At 72.2% G+C, this 16486-nt stretch carries 10 protein-coding genes; 4 read left to right on the top strand and 6 right to left on the bottom strand.

Annotated elements, in window-relative coordinates; genetic code table 11:
- Window positions 1-5 precede the first annotated feature (5 nt).
- The gene (locus tag ACGF2V_RS22090) at window positions 6-449 is read right to left on the bottom strand and encodes a MarR family transcriptional regulator (protein ID WP_362707814.1); all 444 of its coding nucleotides are present in this window, start codon (window positions 447-449) and stop codon (window positions 6-8) included.
- Between the two features lie 199 nt (window positions 450-648).
- Here ACGF2V_RS22090 and ACGF2V_RS22085 point away from each other — a divergent pair, with 199 nt between their 5' ends.
- Window positions 649-2454 carry an ABC transporter ATP-binding protein gene (locus ACGF2V_RS22085; RefSeq protein WP_362620146.1) on the top strand — a complete coding sequence of 602 codons (1806 nt, stop codon included), beginning with the start codon at window positions 649-651 and terminating at the stop codon, window positions 2452-2454.
- A gap of 416 nt (window positions 2455-2870) precedes the next feature.
- Here the strand turns inward: ACGF2V_RS22085 and ACGF2V_RS22080 are convergent, their stop codons facing one another.
- From ACGF2V_RS22080 to ACGF2V_RS22070, 3 genes are all read right to left on the bottom strand, one after another.
- Window positions 2871-4046 (bottom strand): NAD(P)-binding domain-containing protein, encoded by a 1176-nt coding sequence (locus ACGF2V_RS22080; RefSeq protein WP_362707884.1) that lies wholly within the window; start codon window positions 4044-4046, stop codon window positions 2871-2873.
- Between the two features lie 215 nt (window positions 4047-4261).
- A complete protein-coding gene (locus ACGF2V_RS22075; protein ID WP_362707816.1) occupies window positions 4262-6454 on the bottom strand; it encodes an NACHT domain-containing protein in 2193 nt (730 codons plus the stop codon).
- Between the two features lie 8 nt (window positions 6455-6462).
- Entirely contained in the window at window positions 6463-7200 is a 738-nt protein-coding gene (locus ACGF2V_RS22070) for a DUF6801 domain-containing protein (protein WP_362620151.1), read from the bottom strand.
- Between the two features lie 738 nt (window positions 7201-7938).
- Here ACGF2V_RS22070 and ACGF2V_RS22065 point away from each other — a divergent pair.
- On the top strand, window positions 7939-8877 hold the full coding sequence (locus tag ACGF2V_RS22065; protein WP_362707818.1) for a helix-turn-helix domain-containing protein: 939 nt from the start codon (window positions 7939-7941) through the stop codon (window positions 8875-8877).
- Window positions 8878-9125: 248 nt separating this feature from the next.
- Here ACGF2V_RS22065 and ACGF2V_RS22060 read toward each other — a convergent pair whose 3' ends face one another.
- Window positions 9126-10052, bottom strand: coding sequence for a hypothetical protein (locus ACGF2V_RS22060; protein WP_362707820.1), 927 nt, complete (start codon window positions 10050-10052; stop codon window positions 9126-9128).
- Between the two features lie 10 nt (window positions 10053-10062).
- Window positions 10063-10458, bottom strand: coding sequence for a hypothetical protein (locus tag ACGF2V_RS22055; RefSeq protein ID WP_362620156.1), 396 nt, complete (start codon window positions 10456-10458; stop codon window positions 10063-10065).
- 80 nt (window positions 10459-10538) lie between these two features.
- Here ACGF2V_RS22055 and ACGF2V_RS22050 point away from each other — a divergent pair, with 80 nt between their 5' ends.
- On the top strand, window positions 10539-14330 hold the full coding sequence (locus tag ACGF2V_RS22050; RefSeq protein WP_362707823.1) for a CHAT domain-containing protein: 3792 nt from the start codon (window positions 10539-10541) through the stop codon (window positions 14328-14330).
- A 528-nt stretch (window positions 14331-14858) separates the two neighbouring features.
- Window positions 14859-16319 (top strand): amino acid permease, encoded by a 1461-nt coding sequence (locus ACGF2V_RS22045; RefSeq protein WP_362707825.1) that lies wholly within the window; start codon window positions 14859-14861, stop codon window positions 16317-16319.
- Window positions 16320-16486 lie beyond the last annotated feature (167 nt).

The following is a 16486-nucleotide window of genomic DNA, read 5'->3' as shown; positions in this document are numbered from 1 at the left end:
CAGGTTTAGCAGTGGCGCTTCGGCATGCCGTCGACCAGGGCGGACAACAGCCCGCCGAGCACCTCGCGCTGATGGGTGGTCAATGGGGCCAGGATCTCCTCCGCGGCGGCCCGGCGCGCGTCGCGCAGCGACCGGAGGGTGGTGAGGCCCTCCTCGGTGATCTCGATCCGGACCACCCGTCGGTTGTCCGGATCGGGCGCGCGGCGCACCCGGCCGCCGGCCTCCAGGCCGTCGACCAGGCTGGTCACGGCGCGCGGGACGACGTCCAGCCGCTGGGCCAGATCCGCCATCCGGGGCGGACCGTCGTAATGCGCCACGGTGCGCAGCAGCCGGAACTGCGCGGGCGTGATGCCGATCGGCTCCAGTTGGCGGCTCTGGATCCGCTGGAGCCTGCGGGTCACCCGCAACAACTGCTCGGCGAGCACGCCGTCTGCGTCGGAGGAATCCATGGAGGAACACTATCAGGACCTCGTTCATTGTGAGTGAAGGTAACAATGAGCTATGCTCTCGAAACGCCGGAACTCCCGGTTCTGAACCGGTTCTGAACCGGTCCTGAACCGGTCGCGGACCCGACCTCGACCCCGGGCCGGACCGGCCGGACCCCGGGTCCCCGGGCCGCCGCGCACCCCGCACCCGTCGAAGGAGCCCATGAAACCCGACGAGATCAACTGGACGCCCCCGCCCCGGGACGGCGACCGCCCGCCCGCCGAGGTGCGTCGCATCCTGCGCCTCTTCCGTCCCTACCGCGGTCGGCTCGCCCTGGTGGGGCTGCTCGTCGGCGCCTCGTCCCTGGTGTCGGTCGCCTCGCCCTTCCTGCTGCGCGAGATCCTGGACACGGCCATACCGGGCGGGCGTACGGGCCTGCTGTCGCTGCTTGCCCTCGGGATGATCCTGGCCGCCGTGATGAACGGCGTCTTCGGCGTCCTGCAGACGCTGATCTCCACCACGGTCGGCCAGCGCGTCATGCATGACCTGCGCACCGCGGTCTACGCCCGACTACAGCGGATGTCGCTCGCCTTCTTCACCCGGACGAGGACCGGCGAGGTGCAGTCCCGCATCGCCAACGACATCGGCGGCATGCAGGCGACCGTCACCTCCACCGCGACCTCACTGGTCTCCAACCTCACCGCGGTCGTCGCCACGGTCCTCGCCATGCTGGCGCTGGATTGGCGGCTCACCCTGGTCTCGCTCCTCCTGCTGCCGGTCTTCGTGTGGATCAGTCGCAAGGTCGGCCGCGAACGCAAGAAGATGACCACCCGCCGCCAGAAGCAGATGGCCGCCATGGCGGCGACGGTCACCGAGTCGCTCTCCGTCAGCGGCATCCTGCTCGGCCGGACGATGGGCCGGGCGGACTCCCTCACCGAGGGCTTCGCCGAGGAGTCGGAGAAGCTGGTCGAGCTCGAAGTGCGCTCCAGCATGGCCGGGCGGTGGCGGATGGCCACGATCGGCGTCGTCATGGCCGCCATGCCCGCGGTCATCTACTGGGCGGCGGGGCTGGCCCTGAAGTCGGGCGGTCCGGCCGTCTCCATCGGCACGCTCGTCGCGTTCGTCTCGCTCCAGCAGGCGCTGTTCCGGCCGGCGGTGAGCCTGCTCTCCACCGGAGTGCAGATGCAGACGTCCCTCGCGCTCTTCCAGCGGATCTTCGAATACCTCGACCTCGACGTGGAGATCACCGAGCCCGAGAACCCCGTCCGGCTGGAGAAGATCCGCGGCGAGGTCGGCTTCGAGCACGTCGACTTCAGTTACGACGAGAAGAACGGTCCGACCCTCAGCGGCATCGACGTGACCGTACCGGCGGGCGGCAGCCTGGCGATCGTGGGACCCACCGGGTCGGGCAAGTCCACCCTCAGCCATCTGGTGCCCCGGCTCTACGACGTCACCGGCGGCCGAGTCACGATCGACGGTGTCGACGTACGCGATCTCGACTTCGACACCCTGGCGCGGGCCGTGGGGGTGGTCTCCCAGGAGACGTATCTCTTCCACGCCTCGGTCGCCGACAACCTGCGCTTCGCCAAACCGGACGCGAGCGATGCCGAGGTCGAGGCGGCCGCCCGCGCGGCGCAGATCCACGACCACATCGCCGCACTGCCCGACGGCTACGACACCCTGGTCGGGGAGCGGGGCCACCGTTTCTCGGGCGGAGAGAAGCAACGCCTGGCCATCGCCCGTACGATCCTGCGCGATCCGCCGGTGCTGGTGCTCGACGAGGCGACGAGCGCCCTGGACACCCGTACGGAATTCGCCGTGCAGCAGGCGATCGACGCGCTGTCCGCGGGCCGTACCACCATCACCATCGCGCACCGGCTCTCCACCGTCCGCGGCGCGGACCAGATCGTCGTCCTCGACGGCGGTCGGACGGCCGAACGCGGCACCCACGACGAGCTGCTCCGACAGGACGGTCGCTATGCCGCGCTCGTCCGGCGGGACATTCGTCCAGCCCCGGTCACGACCTGATCGGGGCCGGGTGTGCGGCCCGGGGCGGCCCGCACACGCGGCGGCGCCGCCGCTCCCGTGGGACGGGGAGCGACGGCGCCGGGCGGAGCAATGGTCAGACCAGCCAACCCACGAAGTGGACGATGCCGGCGAGCAGGTTGGTGAGGATGTTCATGAGGTGTTTCTCCTTGTACATGAATGCATATGTGGGACAGCGCAGTCGCGGTCTGCAGCCCGTTGCTTGCGCCCTGTAATCATCAGTCGTCGCGGGGGTGCTGAGCAACAAAATGCGAAGCGATCACACGTTCCAGCGAACACCCGATCCCTTGTTCGTGTGTTCTGTGGGTTGAGCTGTCTGTCGTACCGGTCGATGGGGCGGTGCGGGGAAGGCGTGTCGCCGGAGCGGGCCGAGGCGTCGGGCCCCGTGTGGGCGACCGTCAGGCCGTGGCGGGCGCGAGCGCACCACGGCGCAGGGTCCGCGCCTCGGCACCCGTGGTCGTGCTCGTGTCCGTGCCCGGGACCGTGCTGGTGCTGGAGCCCGGTACCGCGCGGCCGGTGTCGGCTTCCGGTACCGCGAGGAGCCGCGTGATCTCGCGCACCGCGGCCCGCCCCGCCCGGTTGGCGCCGATGGTGCTGGCGGACGGCCCGTATCCGACGAGATGGACGCGCCCGTCCCTGACCGCCCGCGTGCCGTCGATCCCGATTCCGCCGCCGGGCTCGCGCAGCCTCAGCGGTGCGAGGTGATCGATGGCAGCCCGGAACCCGGTCGCCCAGAGGATGACGTCGGCGTCGACCGTCCGGCCGTCGTCCCAGGCGACCCCGGTCGGCGTGATCCGGTCGAACATCGGCAGCCGGTCCAGCACTCCCTCCGCGCGGGCCCGTCGCACGGCGTCGTTCAACGGGAGTCCGGTCACGCTCACCACGCTCTGCGGCGGCAGCCCGCGCCGCACCCGCTCCTCCACCATTGCCACGGCGGCCCGTCCCCGGCCCTCGTCGAACGGCCCGTCCCGGAAGACCGGCGGACGCCGCGTCACCCAGTGCGTCCCGGCCGCCACCTCGGCGATCTCCATGAGGTGCTGGGTGCCGGAGGCGCCGCCGCCGACCACCACCACCCGCTGACCGGCGAACGCGTCGGGCCCGGGGTAGTGCGCGGTGTGCAGCTGCCGCCCGCGGAAGCTCTCCTGCCCCGGGTAGCGGGGCCGGAACGGCCGGTCCCAGGTACCGGTCGCATTGATCAGGGCGCGGGTGGCGTACGTGCCCTCGGACGTCGCGACGAGCAGCCGGCCACCGTCGCCCTCGCGCACGGCGCTCACGTCCACCGGCCGGTGGACCCGCAGGTCGAAGGTGCGCTCGTAGGAGTCGAAGTACGCGCCGATCACCTCGGAGGAGGGCCGGTCGTCGTCGGCGCCGGTCAGCTCCATGCCGGGAAGCGCATGCACGCCGTGCACCTTGCCGTACGTCAGTGAGGGCCAGCGGAACTGCCAGGCGCCGCCGGGGCGCGGGGAGTGGTCCAGCACGACGAAGTCACGGTCGGGTTCCAGGCCCACGCGCCGCAGATGGTAGGCGCCGGACAGCCCCGCCTGTCCGGCGCCTATCACGACGACATCGACCATGTGCGCTGCGGCCGGCTCAGTGTTGTTCACGCTTCTACTAACCCTGTCGGGGGTGAGGATCTTCCTGCTCAGCCCCCGGGAAGCTCCGTGACAAAGGAGTACCCCAGCCGGAGTACCCCAGGCCCTGCCGCCCTTGCTGGAGCAGTGAACACCTTCGATCCCGAGCACCTGGTGCGTAGCGGCGGGCCCCTTGTGACCGACCAGCCGGCCGGGGCTCACGCGGACACGGGGCCGCCCGGCGGGCCGTGGCGGATGTCGTCGCCGGCGAGGAAGTCCTGGAGCTCGCGGTGGCGGAACTGGTAGGCGATCCCGGCGGTGCGCATCAGACCCGCGTCGCAGCACCAGTCGAGGAAGCGGCCGAGGCGCCAGGGCAGTGGCTGGTCGGACCACCAGCGGCGAGTGCAGAGCAGAAGAGCCACGTAGCGGACCCCAGCCGCTCCGAGGGCCGGGCCGGCCCCTGTCCTGAACAGCGGTCCGAACGCGCGCCAGGGCCTGAACAGCACGTCGAGCGCGCCCCGGTAGCCGCATCTGAACAGGCGGTTGTAGACCAGCGCGAGCACCCGCCCGCCACCGAGGCCGAACAGGGCCATGTAGATGAACACCGCACCGAACGCGAGGACGGGGCTCAGCGCGAACCAGTAGAAGGGGACGAACCCGAGCCCGACGACGAGGCCGGTCATGAGCCCGGTCACCAGGTCGTCCCGCACCATGCGGCGCGGCGACGTGAGCCCCTGCGGCCTGCGGATCTCGGGTGCGTCCGAGAGCACGCCCGCCAGTCCGGCCCCGACGGTCGCCCCTCCGACGAGTCCCACCACCGATCCGTACACGAGCCCGATCACCGGTCCGACGACGTTTCCGATGTCGAGCACGACGACGAGCCCTCCCCAGAAGAGCCCGCCCACGAGCCCGTTCACGAGCTGGCGTCGCCCGACACGCGTTCCGACCGTGATGCGTTCCAGCCGGGACGGGATCGGCCAGGGAGGGAGTCCCACGAGAAGGCTGCCCGCCACCATGAGCATCACGTTCGTCACGTACACGCTCCACGTGTCGAGCAGGCCCGCGGGCAGGTCGGCAACGGCCCACACCGCGAATGTCAGGAGGACGTGGACGGTGCGGGCGCGGCGGTGGCCGGTGAGCGGCCACAATTCGTGGAGCACGAGGTCGGTGCTCGACAGACGGCGTCCGGCCACCTCGCGGGCACCGGCGTTGCTGCGCAGGTGGCGGGCGAGGACCGTCAGCCAGACGCACACCTGCTGCCGCGTGTAGGGCGCGGCGGTGTCGTCCGTCGGGGAGGCACCGCGGATGTACAGATCCAGCAGGTGGTCCCGGATCTGCTCGGGGGTCTGCAGGCCACGTCGAAGAAGCTCCGCGGGGTCACGGACCCAGCCGTGCTCGGGGTCGCGCTCGTCGTAGACGGCGAGCGCCAGGGTCAGCCGCCAGGGCGTGGACAGGCCCAGGGCCAGCGGGCTGTCCGGGGCGGCGCGGAGTGCGTCCAGGACGGGTGCCCAGCGGTCCGGGTCGATGGCCCGGGCGGTGACGAACGCCTCGGCCGCGGCCAGGCTGACGCGGGCGATGTCGATACGGGAGGCGTCCTGCGCCCACAGACCCGCGCCTTCGAGAGCGGCGTACGGGGTGCTGCGGCAGGTGAGGACGAGCTGGCCCTTGACGGTGCCGTGGAGGTAGCTGTTCATGGCCTCCAGGGCAGCCGCGGCGCGGGAGCCGAGCCCGGGATCCTCCCTGGCGTCCATCTCGTCGAGGCCGTCGAGCACCGGAAGGACCATACGGGCTCGCACGAGGACGGCTGCCGCGGCGGGGCGCAGCCGGTGCACGCGGGCGAGCTGGTCGGCCAGCCAGTCGTCGAGCTTGGTCCGGCCGGGGTCGAAGGTGGACAACGACAGCCGTACGGGAACGGGGCCGCCCGGCGTCCGGTCGGTGAGCAGAAGCAGCATGAGGTGGAGGGCGAGCACCGTCTTACCGGCTCCGGGCGCGCCGGTGATGACGAGTCGGCCGGACCCAAGAGCGCGGTAGTAGGCGGCGACTTCCTCCAATGTGCCGTGGGGCGCCGCGTCCGCAGCCCGGTGGGCCCGGGAGGGCAGGTGGACGAACTCGATGTCGATGGTGCGGTCGCTGCCGCCGAGAAGTCTCTGGCGGGCTTCCTCCTCGCGTTTCCTGATGTCGACGGCGAGGCGGTCGGCGAGCCCGGCGGCGTCGGCGTCCTCCCGGGCCTGGGAGGACCTGGCCTGCTCCAGGCCCGCTACCGACAGCATCAGGCTGACCATCCCGACCGCCAACCCGCCCGGGTCCACGTCCCCGGTTCCCGCCCGGACGGCCATGGCGACCGACACCACCAGCGCCGACACCGTCAGCGCCGACCAGCCCCACCGCGTGGGGCGTACGGTGTCGGACATTCCCCTGGTCACCTGCGGCGTGAGCGGAAGCGGAAGGCCGCGGCCACGGCGAGGGTGCCCAGGACGGCGGACCCCGCGGCCAGTGGAATCAGACTCCTGGTGCCCCGGCTGCCGCTCTCGGCCATGGCGCCGGAGGGGTCGGCCGAGCCTTCCGGGGTCGTGTCCGTCCTCGCGTCGTCGCTCGGGTTCCGTGACCCGGCAGTGCCCGAGGTGGCCGTATCAGCCGTTCCGGACGGAGCCGGACCGGTCGTCGTTCCCGCCCCGGCGACATCGAACGACGCCACCTCGTTGTTCTGCCCGGGATCCAGCCTGCACGGCAGGTCGAGCTCGAGGGTCACGATGCCGCCGCTCGCGGTGACGTGCGCGGTCAGGTCGCCGACGGTGATTCTCGCCCCACCCGGTCGGGTAAAGGTGTGCGTCGGTGCGACACCGGTCGCCTTGACCTGGAACGGTCCGGACGCCGGAACGCTGGTCCTGGCCACCTGGAACGGCACGTTGAGGTCGGTCTCGCCGCCCGGCGCCGTCACACGCACCTTCGCGTCCACCGTGCCCGTGATGGTCTTGATGCCCGCCTTCCGCAACTCCTGCGCGTCAGCCGCGTCGACCGGCACCGCCGCACGGATGACGAACTTCGGTGTGGGCATGCCGACCGTCGCCGACTTCGGGACGTCCGAGTCGATCTTCACGGTGCCTCGCCGCTCGTCGACCATCGGAACCGAGCAGGTGTACCGCAGTGTGCGCGACACGGGCTCCGCGGCCGCGGGTACGACTCCGAAGACTCCCGCGCTCGTGCCCACGACCCCCGCGGTCACCACAAGTCCCCAGGCCCGACGGGCCACCGGACCTCTCGGAACGGAGCAAAATGCCGCTTGCCCACACGGGTTCTGGATCAGTTCGACGTTCGCCATCTTGTCCCTCGGTCACGTACTCGGGCCTGCGGCACGAAGCCCGCGGATTCCTCCCCCAAGGGCTGTCCCGTAATCCCTGGCGGGCGTGCGGCGTCAGCTACGGTGCCTCGCCGCGTCGTCGGAAACGCCCGAACACATCCACTGTTCGGGTGTCCCTCCGCCTTGCGCTGCACCGCATCCGATGCCGCACGCTGATTCACCAGGGATGACGGGAAAGCCCTCGGAACGGCCGCGGGGCGCCCCGTCTCGGTCGGCGAGGACCCGCCCCGCCCGAGCGCACAGTCGGGTCCCGCGACCAACCGTAGGACTGGATGGCGCGCCCGGAATTGTGCGTGCGCGTAGGAAAGTTGACACCACGCGCAACACAACGAGTTCCACCACACATGTGCGTATCGAGCGGCGCCCGACGCACCGCCCGGATCGCACGCCGTCCACTACACTGTTGCGGCACTACCGGGGCCTCATGCCATGAGCGTGAGAACCGACTCTGGTTGTACGCACTGTGAGAAGGTCGCGGTGAGAGGTGTTTCGATGGCCTTGGAAACCTACACGGTGACTTCATGCACGACCCGGGACGTGACGTCGCGTGAGCGCGCCGAATTCTGGGGCGAGCACGTGACGTCGTATCAAAACCGGATGGCCTACGGATACCCACGCACCGACGACTTCCGCGCGGGAACGATCCGCCAGCGCACCGCCACCTATCAGCTCGTCCAGTGGTGGTCGGACACGATCACGTACACCCGGACCACCAGCCACGTACGGCACAGCCCGGACGAGGACTACCGCTTGCTGCTGCCGGTCGCCGGAGAGCTGCTGCTGCGCCAGAACGACCAGGAGTTGCGACTGGTCCCGGACACCGGGTGCCTGCTCAGCTTCGGCGTGCCGTTCGAGGTCCTGCAGGCCGCCTCGATGCGGGCGTTCATCATGTCGATCCCCGCCCCGGAGGTGAACGGGCGGTTGAACCGGTCGTCGCCGCTCACCCTGGGCCTCGACCTCCGCTCGGGCCTGGGCCGGGTGGTGGGCGACATGCTGACCGGCCTGCACGAGGAGCGCGACGCCCTCACCAGCGGCCAGTTCGACGCGGTGTCGGAACGCCTGGTCGAGCTGTTGTGCATGCTCGCCGCGGGGGACGACCGCCCCACCCCGCCCGGCCACCTGACGGAGGTGGAGAGCGTGGTCCGCCGGTACGCCCGCGAGCACGCTGCCGACCCCCACCTGACCGGCGCCACCATGGCGCGAGCCCTGGGCTGGTCGCTGCGCCAGGTGCAGCTGGCTCTCCAACAAGCCGGGACGACCCCCCGCGCACTGATCCGCGAGGAGCGGCTGCGATTGGTACGGGACCGGCTGCGGGCGCCCGCGTACCGGCACATGACCATCACCGAGCTGGCATATGCGTCGGGATTCTCCTCCTCCAGCGCGCTCAGCACGGCATTCCGGCAGCGCTTCGGGGTGAGCCCGCGCGAAATGCGTCACGCGGGATTCCCGTCTGCCGTTGACACGCAACGGAGCTGACCGGAAATCCGTTGGACTTTCCGGTCCGACCGGCAACAGCGGCAGGCCACAAGACGCACGGTACGTCATGGTGCCCAACCGCTTTTCGGATATTGATCAGAAACTCAACGGGTTCTCGTTCAGGGTGGAGCGGACGTGTGGACCGTCGAAGTAGCCGGCCGACACGACCGCTCACCGGGTGGGCCGACCAGGGGCCGGCACCGGCCGGGGGATGGCGCGGGTGCGTCGGTGCCGCGGACCGCCGATGGTCACTCGGCCTTCCTGAACACCGCCGACATCCCGTCCCCGGTGTCATGGGCCAGCAGTCCCGGCGCGTCCGGCGAGAGCAGGCCGACCCGGGTGGCCAGTTCACGGCCGTGGACGTCGACGGCGGCCTCGACGAGGCCCGCGAGCGCCTCCAGGGCGGTGTGTGCGCGGGAGCGGGCCACGGCCGCGCAGCCGAGCGCGGCCAGCACGGCCGGCCACCACCAGCAGGCGAGGAGGGCGTAGCCGATGGCCCAGGCGGCGAGGCGGGCGGCGGCGCTGAACGAGTCGTGGGCCGACTGGACATGGCGTACGGCGGGTTCGGGGAGGATCAGCCACAGCCGGGGCCAGAGGGCGGCGAGGTCCGCTCCGTAGGCCGCCTCGACACGGTCGGCCGTCGCCTGCATGCGGTCGCCATACCAGGTGGGACGGGCCGGTTCGCGCAGTGACACACGGTCGCGGGCCTCGGTGAGGGACTGGATCCGTGCCAGTGTGCCGCTCGGGATTATCACCGCGTCGTGGGGCCCGGCGCCTGTTCGGTGGGCGTGGCCGACGGCCTCGTCGAGCCTCGCTTCCCTCTCCCTCCACCTACGGACGCGACGGACGGTGAGGGCGCGCGACAGAGGGTCCCGCCCGAAACGCAGCCAGTACCGCTCGATCCCGCCACCGAGGAACTGCGCGGCGAGTGAGGCCGCGGTCGCGACGAGCAGGAAGAGGGCGACCAGGAGCGCGGCGGTTCCCGCGCGGTCGAGGGCGGGGCGGGCGGCGAGGTCGTCCAGGACGGTGCGCAGCCGGTCGACGTCGTGCCAGTGGCGGTGACCCAGGGTGGCGCCGACGGCCGTGACGGCGAGGAAGAGCGCGCCGGGGAGCACCAGCAGGTTCAGCCAGCGTTCGGTGAGTTTGCCGCCCAGGGTGGCGAGGAGGGGGTTCATGGGAGCGGGATCACTGGGCGGAGCCCAGTCGGCCCTTGTGCATGCGAGTGCCGTTGACCGCGCAGTGCGGGGCGGGGAGCAGGTCGCGGGCCCGTTCGACGCGGGGGCATTGGGCCGGTCCGGGGCACACGGCGACCTTGATGTGGGGCGCGACGCCGGGGGCCGTCCAGCCCCGGGATTCGTTGACCAGCCCGCGGGCGTCCCCGGCCTGACGCAACGCCGTGTCCAGGGCGCGATAGCAGGTCGCGAGCTCGTCGGCGTCCGCACCGGACCGCAGCCGGTCCCGCGCGCGCTCCGCGGCCTCCCGGACCCCGGGCTGGCGCAGATTGTCCGGCGAGCCGAGCAGGACGCACAACGCCGCTGTCGCCCTGTGGTCGGCCTGAGGGAAGTCGGAAGACGCGGTCATGGTCCAAGTGTGCCGTAGATCGGGCAGAGTTGGGCGTGAGCGGATGCGACAACGAGAGCGGACAGCGGGGGAGCGGCGGGGTGAGGTACGACCGGAACTGGTTCCTGCAGGAGATCCGCGCGCGACTCGCGCGGGCCGGGACGGCGGACGGGGGAGTGGACGGGGACGTGGTGTTCGGCCCCGAGTCGGACGCGGAACTCCGGGGACTGCTGCGCACCGCCGACGCCAGGGCCGACATGGAGGCCCGGCACACGGCCGGCTGGCTGTGCGCCGCCCGCGCGATGGTCGGCCCGCCCGGGGATCGCGCCGTCGTCCACGGGTGCATGGCCGGAACACTGCTCTTCCCGGTCTGGGTCGCCGATCCGCGGCTGGTGCCGCCGGAACTGGCGGCGGGTTACGCGGCCACCGATCCCGCCATCCACCCCGACCCGGCGAACGCGGACGGACCCGCCGAGTGGGCGGCCCATTGCGCCGCGTCGGTGATCGCGGCGGAGGGACGTCAGCACGACCCGCCGACGGACGCCTCCGAAGACGTCCGTCGGCTCCACGAACTGGCTGCTGCGCTCGAGGCCATGACGCCCTCCCCCGAGATCCGGCTCGCCACCGCGGTCGGGCACGGCAGCCTCGCCGTCCTCGCGACGCCGGAGTACGACCCCCGGTACGCGGACCGGCGCGCTGCTCTGTCCCGGCTGCTGGATCGCGCCGGGACGACCTGGACGTTCGGGGACCTGTTCGGCGACGTGCCCGGAGACTTCGAGGCCGCGGATCCGGTCCGGCTCGTCCACCGCGTCCTCAGGAAGATCCCGGCCGACTCGCCCGAGCGACTCCTCGCCCTCGACGCTCTGAGCGGACGGCTCCTGGACCGCTACCTGCGCTCGTACGACCCGGAGGACCTGCACGAGGCGGTCGGCATCGCGCGTGACGTAGTGGCCCAATCACCCCCGGGCAGTCCCCGTCCGTCCCCCGGCCTCGGCGTCCTCAGGAGCGCGCTGTTGCTGCTGCGACAGCGCGAGGGTGCGACACCCGAGGAGTGCGACGAGTTGGTGGAGCTGTGCCGCCGGGCACTGCCCGGCGATCCGCAAGCCGCGCCGACGGGCTACGACCTGGGCATGGCCCTCGTGCTGAGGGCACAGCACACGGGCCGGGTCGAGGACCTGCACGAGGCGGTCGCCGTGCTGACCGAGGCGCTTCGGGCGACCACGCATCCCGGTCACGCAGACGTCTTGCGCAACGCCCTGAGCAACGCCCTGCGCGCCCGTTCCGTCGCGACCGGAGCTCAGGCCGATCTGGACGCGGCGATCGACCTCACTGCCCGGGCAACCGCTCCCTCGGAGGCGTCGGACGGCCCTCAACCACCGCTTCTCGCCCCCGCGATGGCCCTGTACACCCGCTACAGCCGTGACCCGGAGGCGAACAGGCAGGACCTGGCGGAAGCGCTGCGCCGACTGCGGCAGGCCGAGGCGCTCACGCCGCCGGGCCACCCGGACCGTCCCACAGCGCTCAACGATCTCGGACTCGTGCTCACCTCCGGCTATCAACGCTCCGGAGAGCCCGAGGAGTTGAACGAGGCGGTACGGGCCCTTCGGGAAGCGGTGGCGCTCACCCCCGAAGGCCACCAGATGCTCGGGCTGCGGCTGCTCAACCTCGGCGCGGCGCTGGGTCTGCGCCACCAGCTCACCGAGGACGGCGAGGACCTGCGGGAGGCCCAGGAGTGCCGGCGCCGGGCCGCCGCGCTGCCCGGCCTGGGCCGTGCGCACCAGGCGGCGTTGCTGAGCTCGACGGGGATCGGTCTGCTCACCGGCCTCGAACGCGCCGCCGACCCGGTCGGTCGGCTCGACGAGGCGGTGCCGCTGTTCAGAGAAGCGCTCGCCCTCACCCCGGAGGGTGACCCGCGGCTGCCGCGCCGACGTCACAACCTCGCCATCGCCCTGATGACGCGCTGCGCGCGCACGCCGCGGCTCGGCGACGCCCGCGAGGCGCGTGAGCTGACCGACGCGGTGGTCGCGGCGCTGCCCGCGAACTCGCCCGACCTGCCGGGTGCCCTGACGGTCGCGGCGGGGGCACGGCTCCTGAGCCCCCGCACCCTGCTGTCGTCGACGGCCCGCGACGAAGTGGCCGCGCTCTACCGCCGGGCGGCCGAGTCCACCCCGCCCGGTCACCCCCAGCGCACGTTGCGCCTGACGAACCTCGGCCACGTGCTGTGCGGCCTGGGGCCCGGCCGCCGTCGCCGCAGGGCCGATCTGGTCGAGGCGGCCGACGTGTTCCGGGCGGCGGCCCTGGAGCAGCAGTGCGCGCCCTCCATGCGCCTGGACGCGGCACGGGCCTGGGGCGAGGTCCGGGCGGAACTGGGTGACTGGGAAGGTGCCCTGGACGGCTATGCCGTGGCGGTCGACCTGTTGCATTCCGTGGCGCCACGCCATCTCGTCCGCGACGACCAGGAGTTCCTGCTGAGCAGGACCGTCGGGCTGGGTGCCGGCGCGGTGGCCTGCGCGGTGCGCTGTGGCCGGCCCGGCCTCGCGGTCGGCCTGCTCGAACAGGCCAGAGGTGTGATCCTCTCCCATGCCTTCGACGCCGACAGCGATCTGACGAGGCTGCGGGAGATTGCGCCGGACCTCGCCGACCGCTTCGAGGAGCTCCGGGAGGCCCTCGACACCGCGACCGACACCCGGGAGTTCCTCGAGGAAGGGCCGCCCGGTCCCGATGCCCGCGCCGATCTGCGGCAGCGGCTGGCGGCCGAGTGGCGGGACCTCACGGACCGGATCCGCGCCGAGCACCCCGATCTGGGCATGCTGCGCCCGGTGCGGGAGTGGGACGAGCGCGAACTGCGCGCGACCGCCGCGGCGGGCCCGGTCGTCCTGATCAACGTCTCGCCGTACGGCAGCCACGCCCTGGTCGTCACCGAGCACTCCATCGATGCCCTGCCCCTCCCCGGGCTCGACCAGCGGACGACGACGGCGCGCCGGCAGGTCTTCCAGGACGCGCTGGTCCGCATCGAGACGCCCGGAACCTCCCGCAAGCAGTCGCAGCGCGCCCAACGGGACGTCCGGGAGACCCTTGCCTGGCTGTGGCATGCGGCCACCGGCCCGGTCCTCGACCACGTCCCCGCGGCCACGCGCGTGTGGTGGTCGCCCGGCGGTCTGCTGGGCATGCTGCCCCTGCACGCGGCGGCCCCCGCCGACGCTCCCGGCGCCCTGGACCGGGTGGTCTCCTCGTACACACCGACGCTGCGGGCCCTGCACCACGCCCGTCGCCGCGCCGCCCGCCCGGCGGGCACCGGCACGCTCGTCGTCAGCGTCGCGCAGGCCACCGGCCAGGCCCCGCTCCCGGGCGCCCGCCGCGAGGCGGACCGACTGGCCCGCCTCCTGCCCGGCGCCGCGCTGCTGGCGGACGCGGACGCCACCCACTGCGCGGTCGTCTCCGCCCTGCACCACCGCGCCCACGCGCATTTCGCCTGCCACGCACTGGGTGACCTGGAGCGTCCCTCCGGCAGCAGGCTCGTCCTGCACGACCACGCCGAACATCCGCTGACCGTGCGCGACCTGGCCCGGCTGCGGCTGCCCTCGGTCCGGCTCGCCTACCTCTCCGCCTGCGACACCCTGCGCACCAGTCCCGAGCTCGCCGACGAGGCCGTGCACATCGTCAGCGCCTTCCAGATGGCGGGCTTCCCCCACGTGGTCGGCTCACTGTGGCACGTCGACGACGCGATCGGGGCCGAGGTCGCGCTGAGCGTCTACGAAGCCCTGGACACGGGCGACGGCACACTCGACGTCGCCCGCACGGCCGAGGCCCTGCACCGGGCCGTGCGCACCGTGCGCGACACGTACCCGCAGACCCCGAGCCTGTGGGCCTGCCAGGTGCACGCGGGTCCCTAGCGCCGCATCCGGCAGGGACCGACTTCGCAGCGGCGGTGTTCGGCCGGAGGCCGGGCCGCCCTGCGTCCGGTGCGTGCGATCGCGCGGCGGAGGGTCGCCCTCGTACGCGACAGCCCTTGGGTGGGCGATTCCGGCAACGCCGCGAGTGGGCGGGTGTCGAAGCCGAGACGCCACAGCTCGCTGCTCGTCACGGACGGTCACTGTGCCGGACGTGGTGGGGGCTGTCGACGCGTCTTCCGTTCGTGTGCGCCCGGCGGAGGGGGCGCCGACGCGTCTGGTGAAGGATGCGCCGAATCACACGTTCGGATCCGTTCGTTTTCCGGTCGAAGCGGGCGCCTCGGTGAATATTCACCGGCGATTTTGTCTGAGGTGTCCGATATCCGAGCATGGAGGCAATCCCCGGGTGATGACCACCGCAGAGGTGTGTGCCCGCACGCCTGCCGCCGCCGCGGCACGGGCCGGGGGCCGTGGCGCCGCCCCGCGGAAGCGGGCGACGGCATCCCAGAACCAGGAAAGGCACACCACCCCATGCGCGACACCGGAACCGTTCCACCATCGGCTCCGGCCCCGAAGGAGGGCCCCGCCCCCGTCCGGACGGGGCGCCTTTCGTCCCCGGGGGCTGTCCCGGCCCTCCCGGACTCGCCGAAGTCCTCGCAGTCACCGGAACGCGAGGAAGCAGGCAGCAGACACGCCAGGCGCTTCGGGCTTCCGGTGGCCACCGCGCTGGTCATGGGCAACATCATCGGCGGCGGGATCTTCCTGCTCCCCGCGTCCGTCGCCCCGTACGGCACGATCAGCCTCGTCGCCTTCGGAGTGCTCACGCTCGGCGCCATCGCGCTCGCGCTCGTCTTCGGGCGGCTCGCGCGGCGCGCCCCGCGCACCGGCGGGCCGTACGTCTACGTACGCGAGGCATTCGGCGACTTCGCGGGTTTCCTGGCCGCCTGGTCGTACTGGATCACCTCCTGGGTGAGCAACGCGGCGCTCGCCGTCACCGCCGTGGGTTACCTGGACGTGCTGCTGCCCCTGCACGGTTCGCCATGGCTGATGATGACCGGCGCACTCGTGGTGCAGTGGGTGCCCGCTCTCGCCAACCTCGCCGGGACCCGTTACGTGGGCGCGGTGCAGCTCGTCTCCACCGTGCTGAAGTTCGTGCCCCTGCTGCTGGTCGCCGTCGGCGGGATGTTCTTCTTCGACGCGGACAACCTCGGTCCCTTCCAGGCCACGGACGGCGGTGCCATCGGCGCGGTCTCCGCGTCCGCCGCGATCCTGCTCTTCAGCTATCTCGGCGTCGAATCGGCGGCGGTCAGCGCGGGGGAGGTGCGTGACCCGCGACGCAACGTGGGGCGAGCGACCGTCCTCGGCACGCTCGGCGCGGCGCTGGTGTACCTGCTGGGCACGCTCGCCGTCTTCGGCACCGTGGCGCACGACGAGCTGCTCACGTCGAAGGCACCCTTCACCGACGCCGTCGACGCCATGTTCGGCGGTACCTGGGGCGGCGCGGCGGTCGCCTGCGCGGCGCTCGTGTCGATGGTGGGCGCGCTCAACGGCTGGACGCTGCTCAGCGCCCAGACGGCGTACGCCGCCGCCCGCGACGGACTGTTCCCCGACCGCTTCGTGGTGAAGCGGAGAGGTGTGCCCACCTTCGGCGTGCTCGTCGCGGTCGTGCTCGCCTCGCTGCTGACCGTCTACAACTACATGGCCGGGACGGCCCGGGTGTTCGAGATCCTGGTGCTGGTCACGACCTTCACCGCGACCGTCCCGTATCTCCTGGCGACGGCGGCCCAGCTGTACTTTCTCGCCTCGGGGCGGCGTGACCGGGTCCGCCCGGCCCGCCTCGCCCGCGACGCCGCGCTCGCCCTGGCCGCCTTCGGTTTCTCCATGTGGCTCCTCGCGGGCTCCGGCTACGCCGCCGTCTATCAGGGTGTGCTGTTCCTCTTCGTGGGAGTGCTCGTCCACGCCTGGATGTCGGCCCGCAAGGCGCGTGCCTGACGTCTTCGCGCCCGATACGTCTTCGCGCCCGATACGTCTTCGCGCCTCTCACCCCCGTGGGTCCGGTACCACCGTGGGCCCGGCACCTGCGCGCGACACCTTCGCGTGCTCGACACCGGGGGTACCGGACGGCGCGCGTCGGAGGCGGTGCGCGTCCCGCCGGCGCC

It is taken from the genome of Streptomyces sp. NPDC047982 (assembly GCF_043204165.1).
GTDB lineage: Bacteria > Actinomycetota > Actinomycetes > Streptomycetales > Streptomycetaceae > Streptomyces.
Note: the sequence above shows the minus strand (reverse complement) of the source record. Positions and strands in the feature narration are given on the sequence as shown.

Excerpts from the sequence above, each read along its gene's own strand:
- ACGF2V_RS22085 (WP_362620146.1), top strand. The coding sequence starts at position 649 with ATGAAACCCGACGAGATCAACTGGACGCCCCCGCCCCGGGACGGCGAC.
- ACGF2V_RS22090 (WP_362707814.1), bottom strand. The coding sequence starts at position 449 with ATGGATTCCTCCGACGCAGACGGCGTGCTCGCCGAGCAGTTGTTGCGG.
- ACGF2V_RS22060 (WP_362707820.1), bottom strand. The coding sequence starts at position 10,052 with ATGAACCCCCTCCTCGCCACCCTGGGCGGCAAACTCACCGAACGCTGG.
- ACGF2V_RS22080 (WP_362707884.1), bottom strand. The coding sequence starts at position 4,046 with ATGGTCGATGTCGTCGTGATAGGCGCCGGACAGGCGGGGCTGTCCGGC.
- ACGF2V_RS22045 (WP_362707825.1), top strand. The coding sequence starts at position 14,859 with ATGCGCGACACCGGAACCGTTCCACCATCGGCTCCGGCCCCGAAGGAG.
- ACGF2V_RS22075 (WP_362707816.1), bottom strand. The coding sequence starts at position 6,454 with ATGTCCGACACCGTACGCCCCACGCGGTGGGGCTGGTCGGCGCTGACG.
- ACGF2V_RS22055 (WP_362620156.1), bottom strand. The coding sequence starts at position 10,458 with ATGACCGCGTCTTCCGACTTCCCTCAGGCCGACCACAGGGCGACAGCG.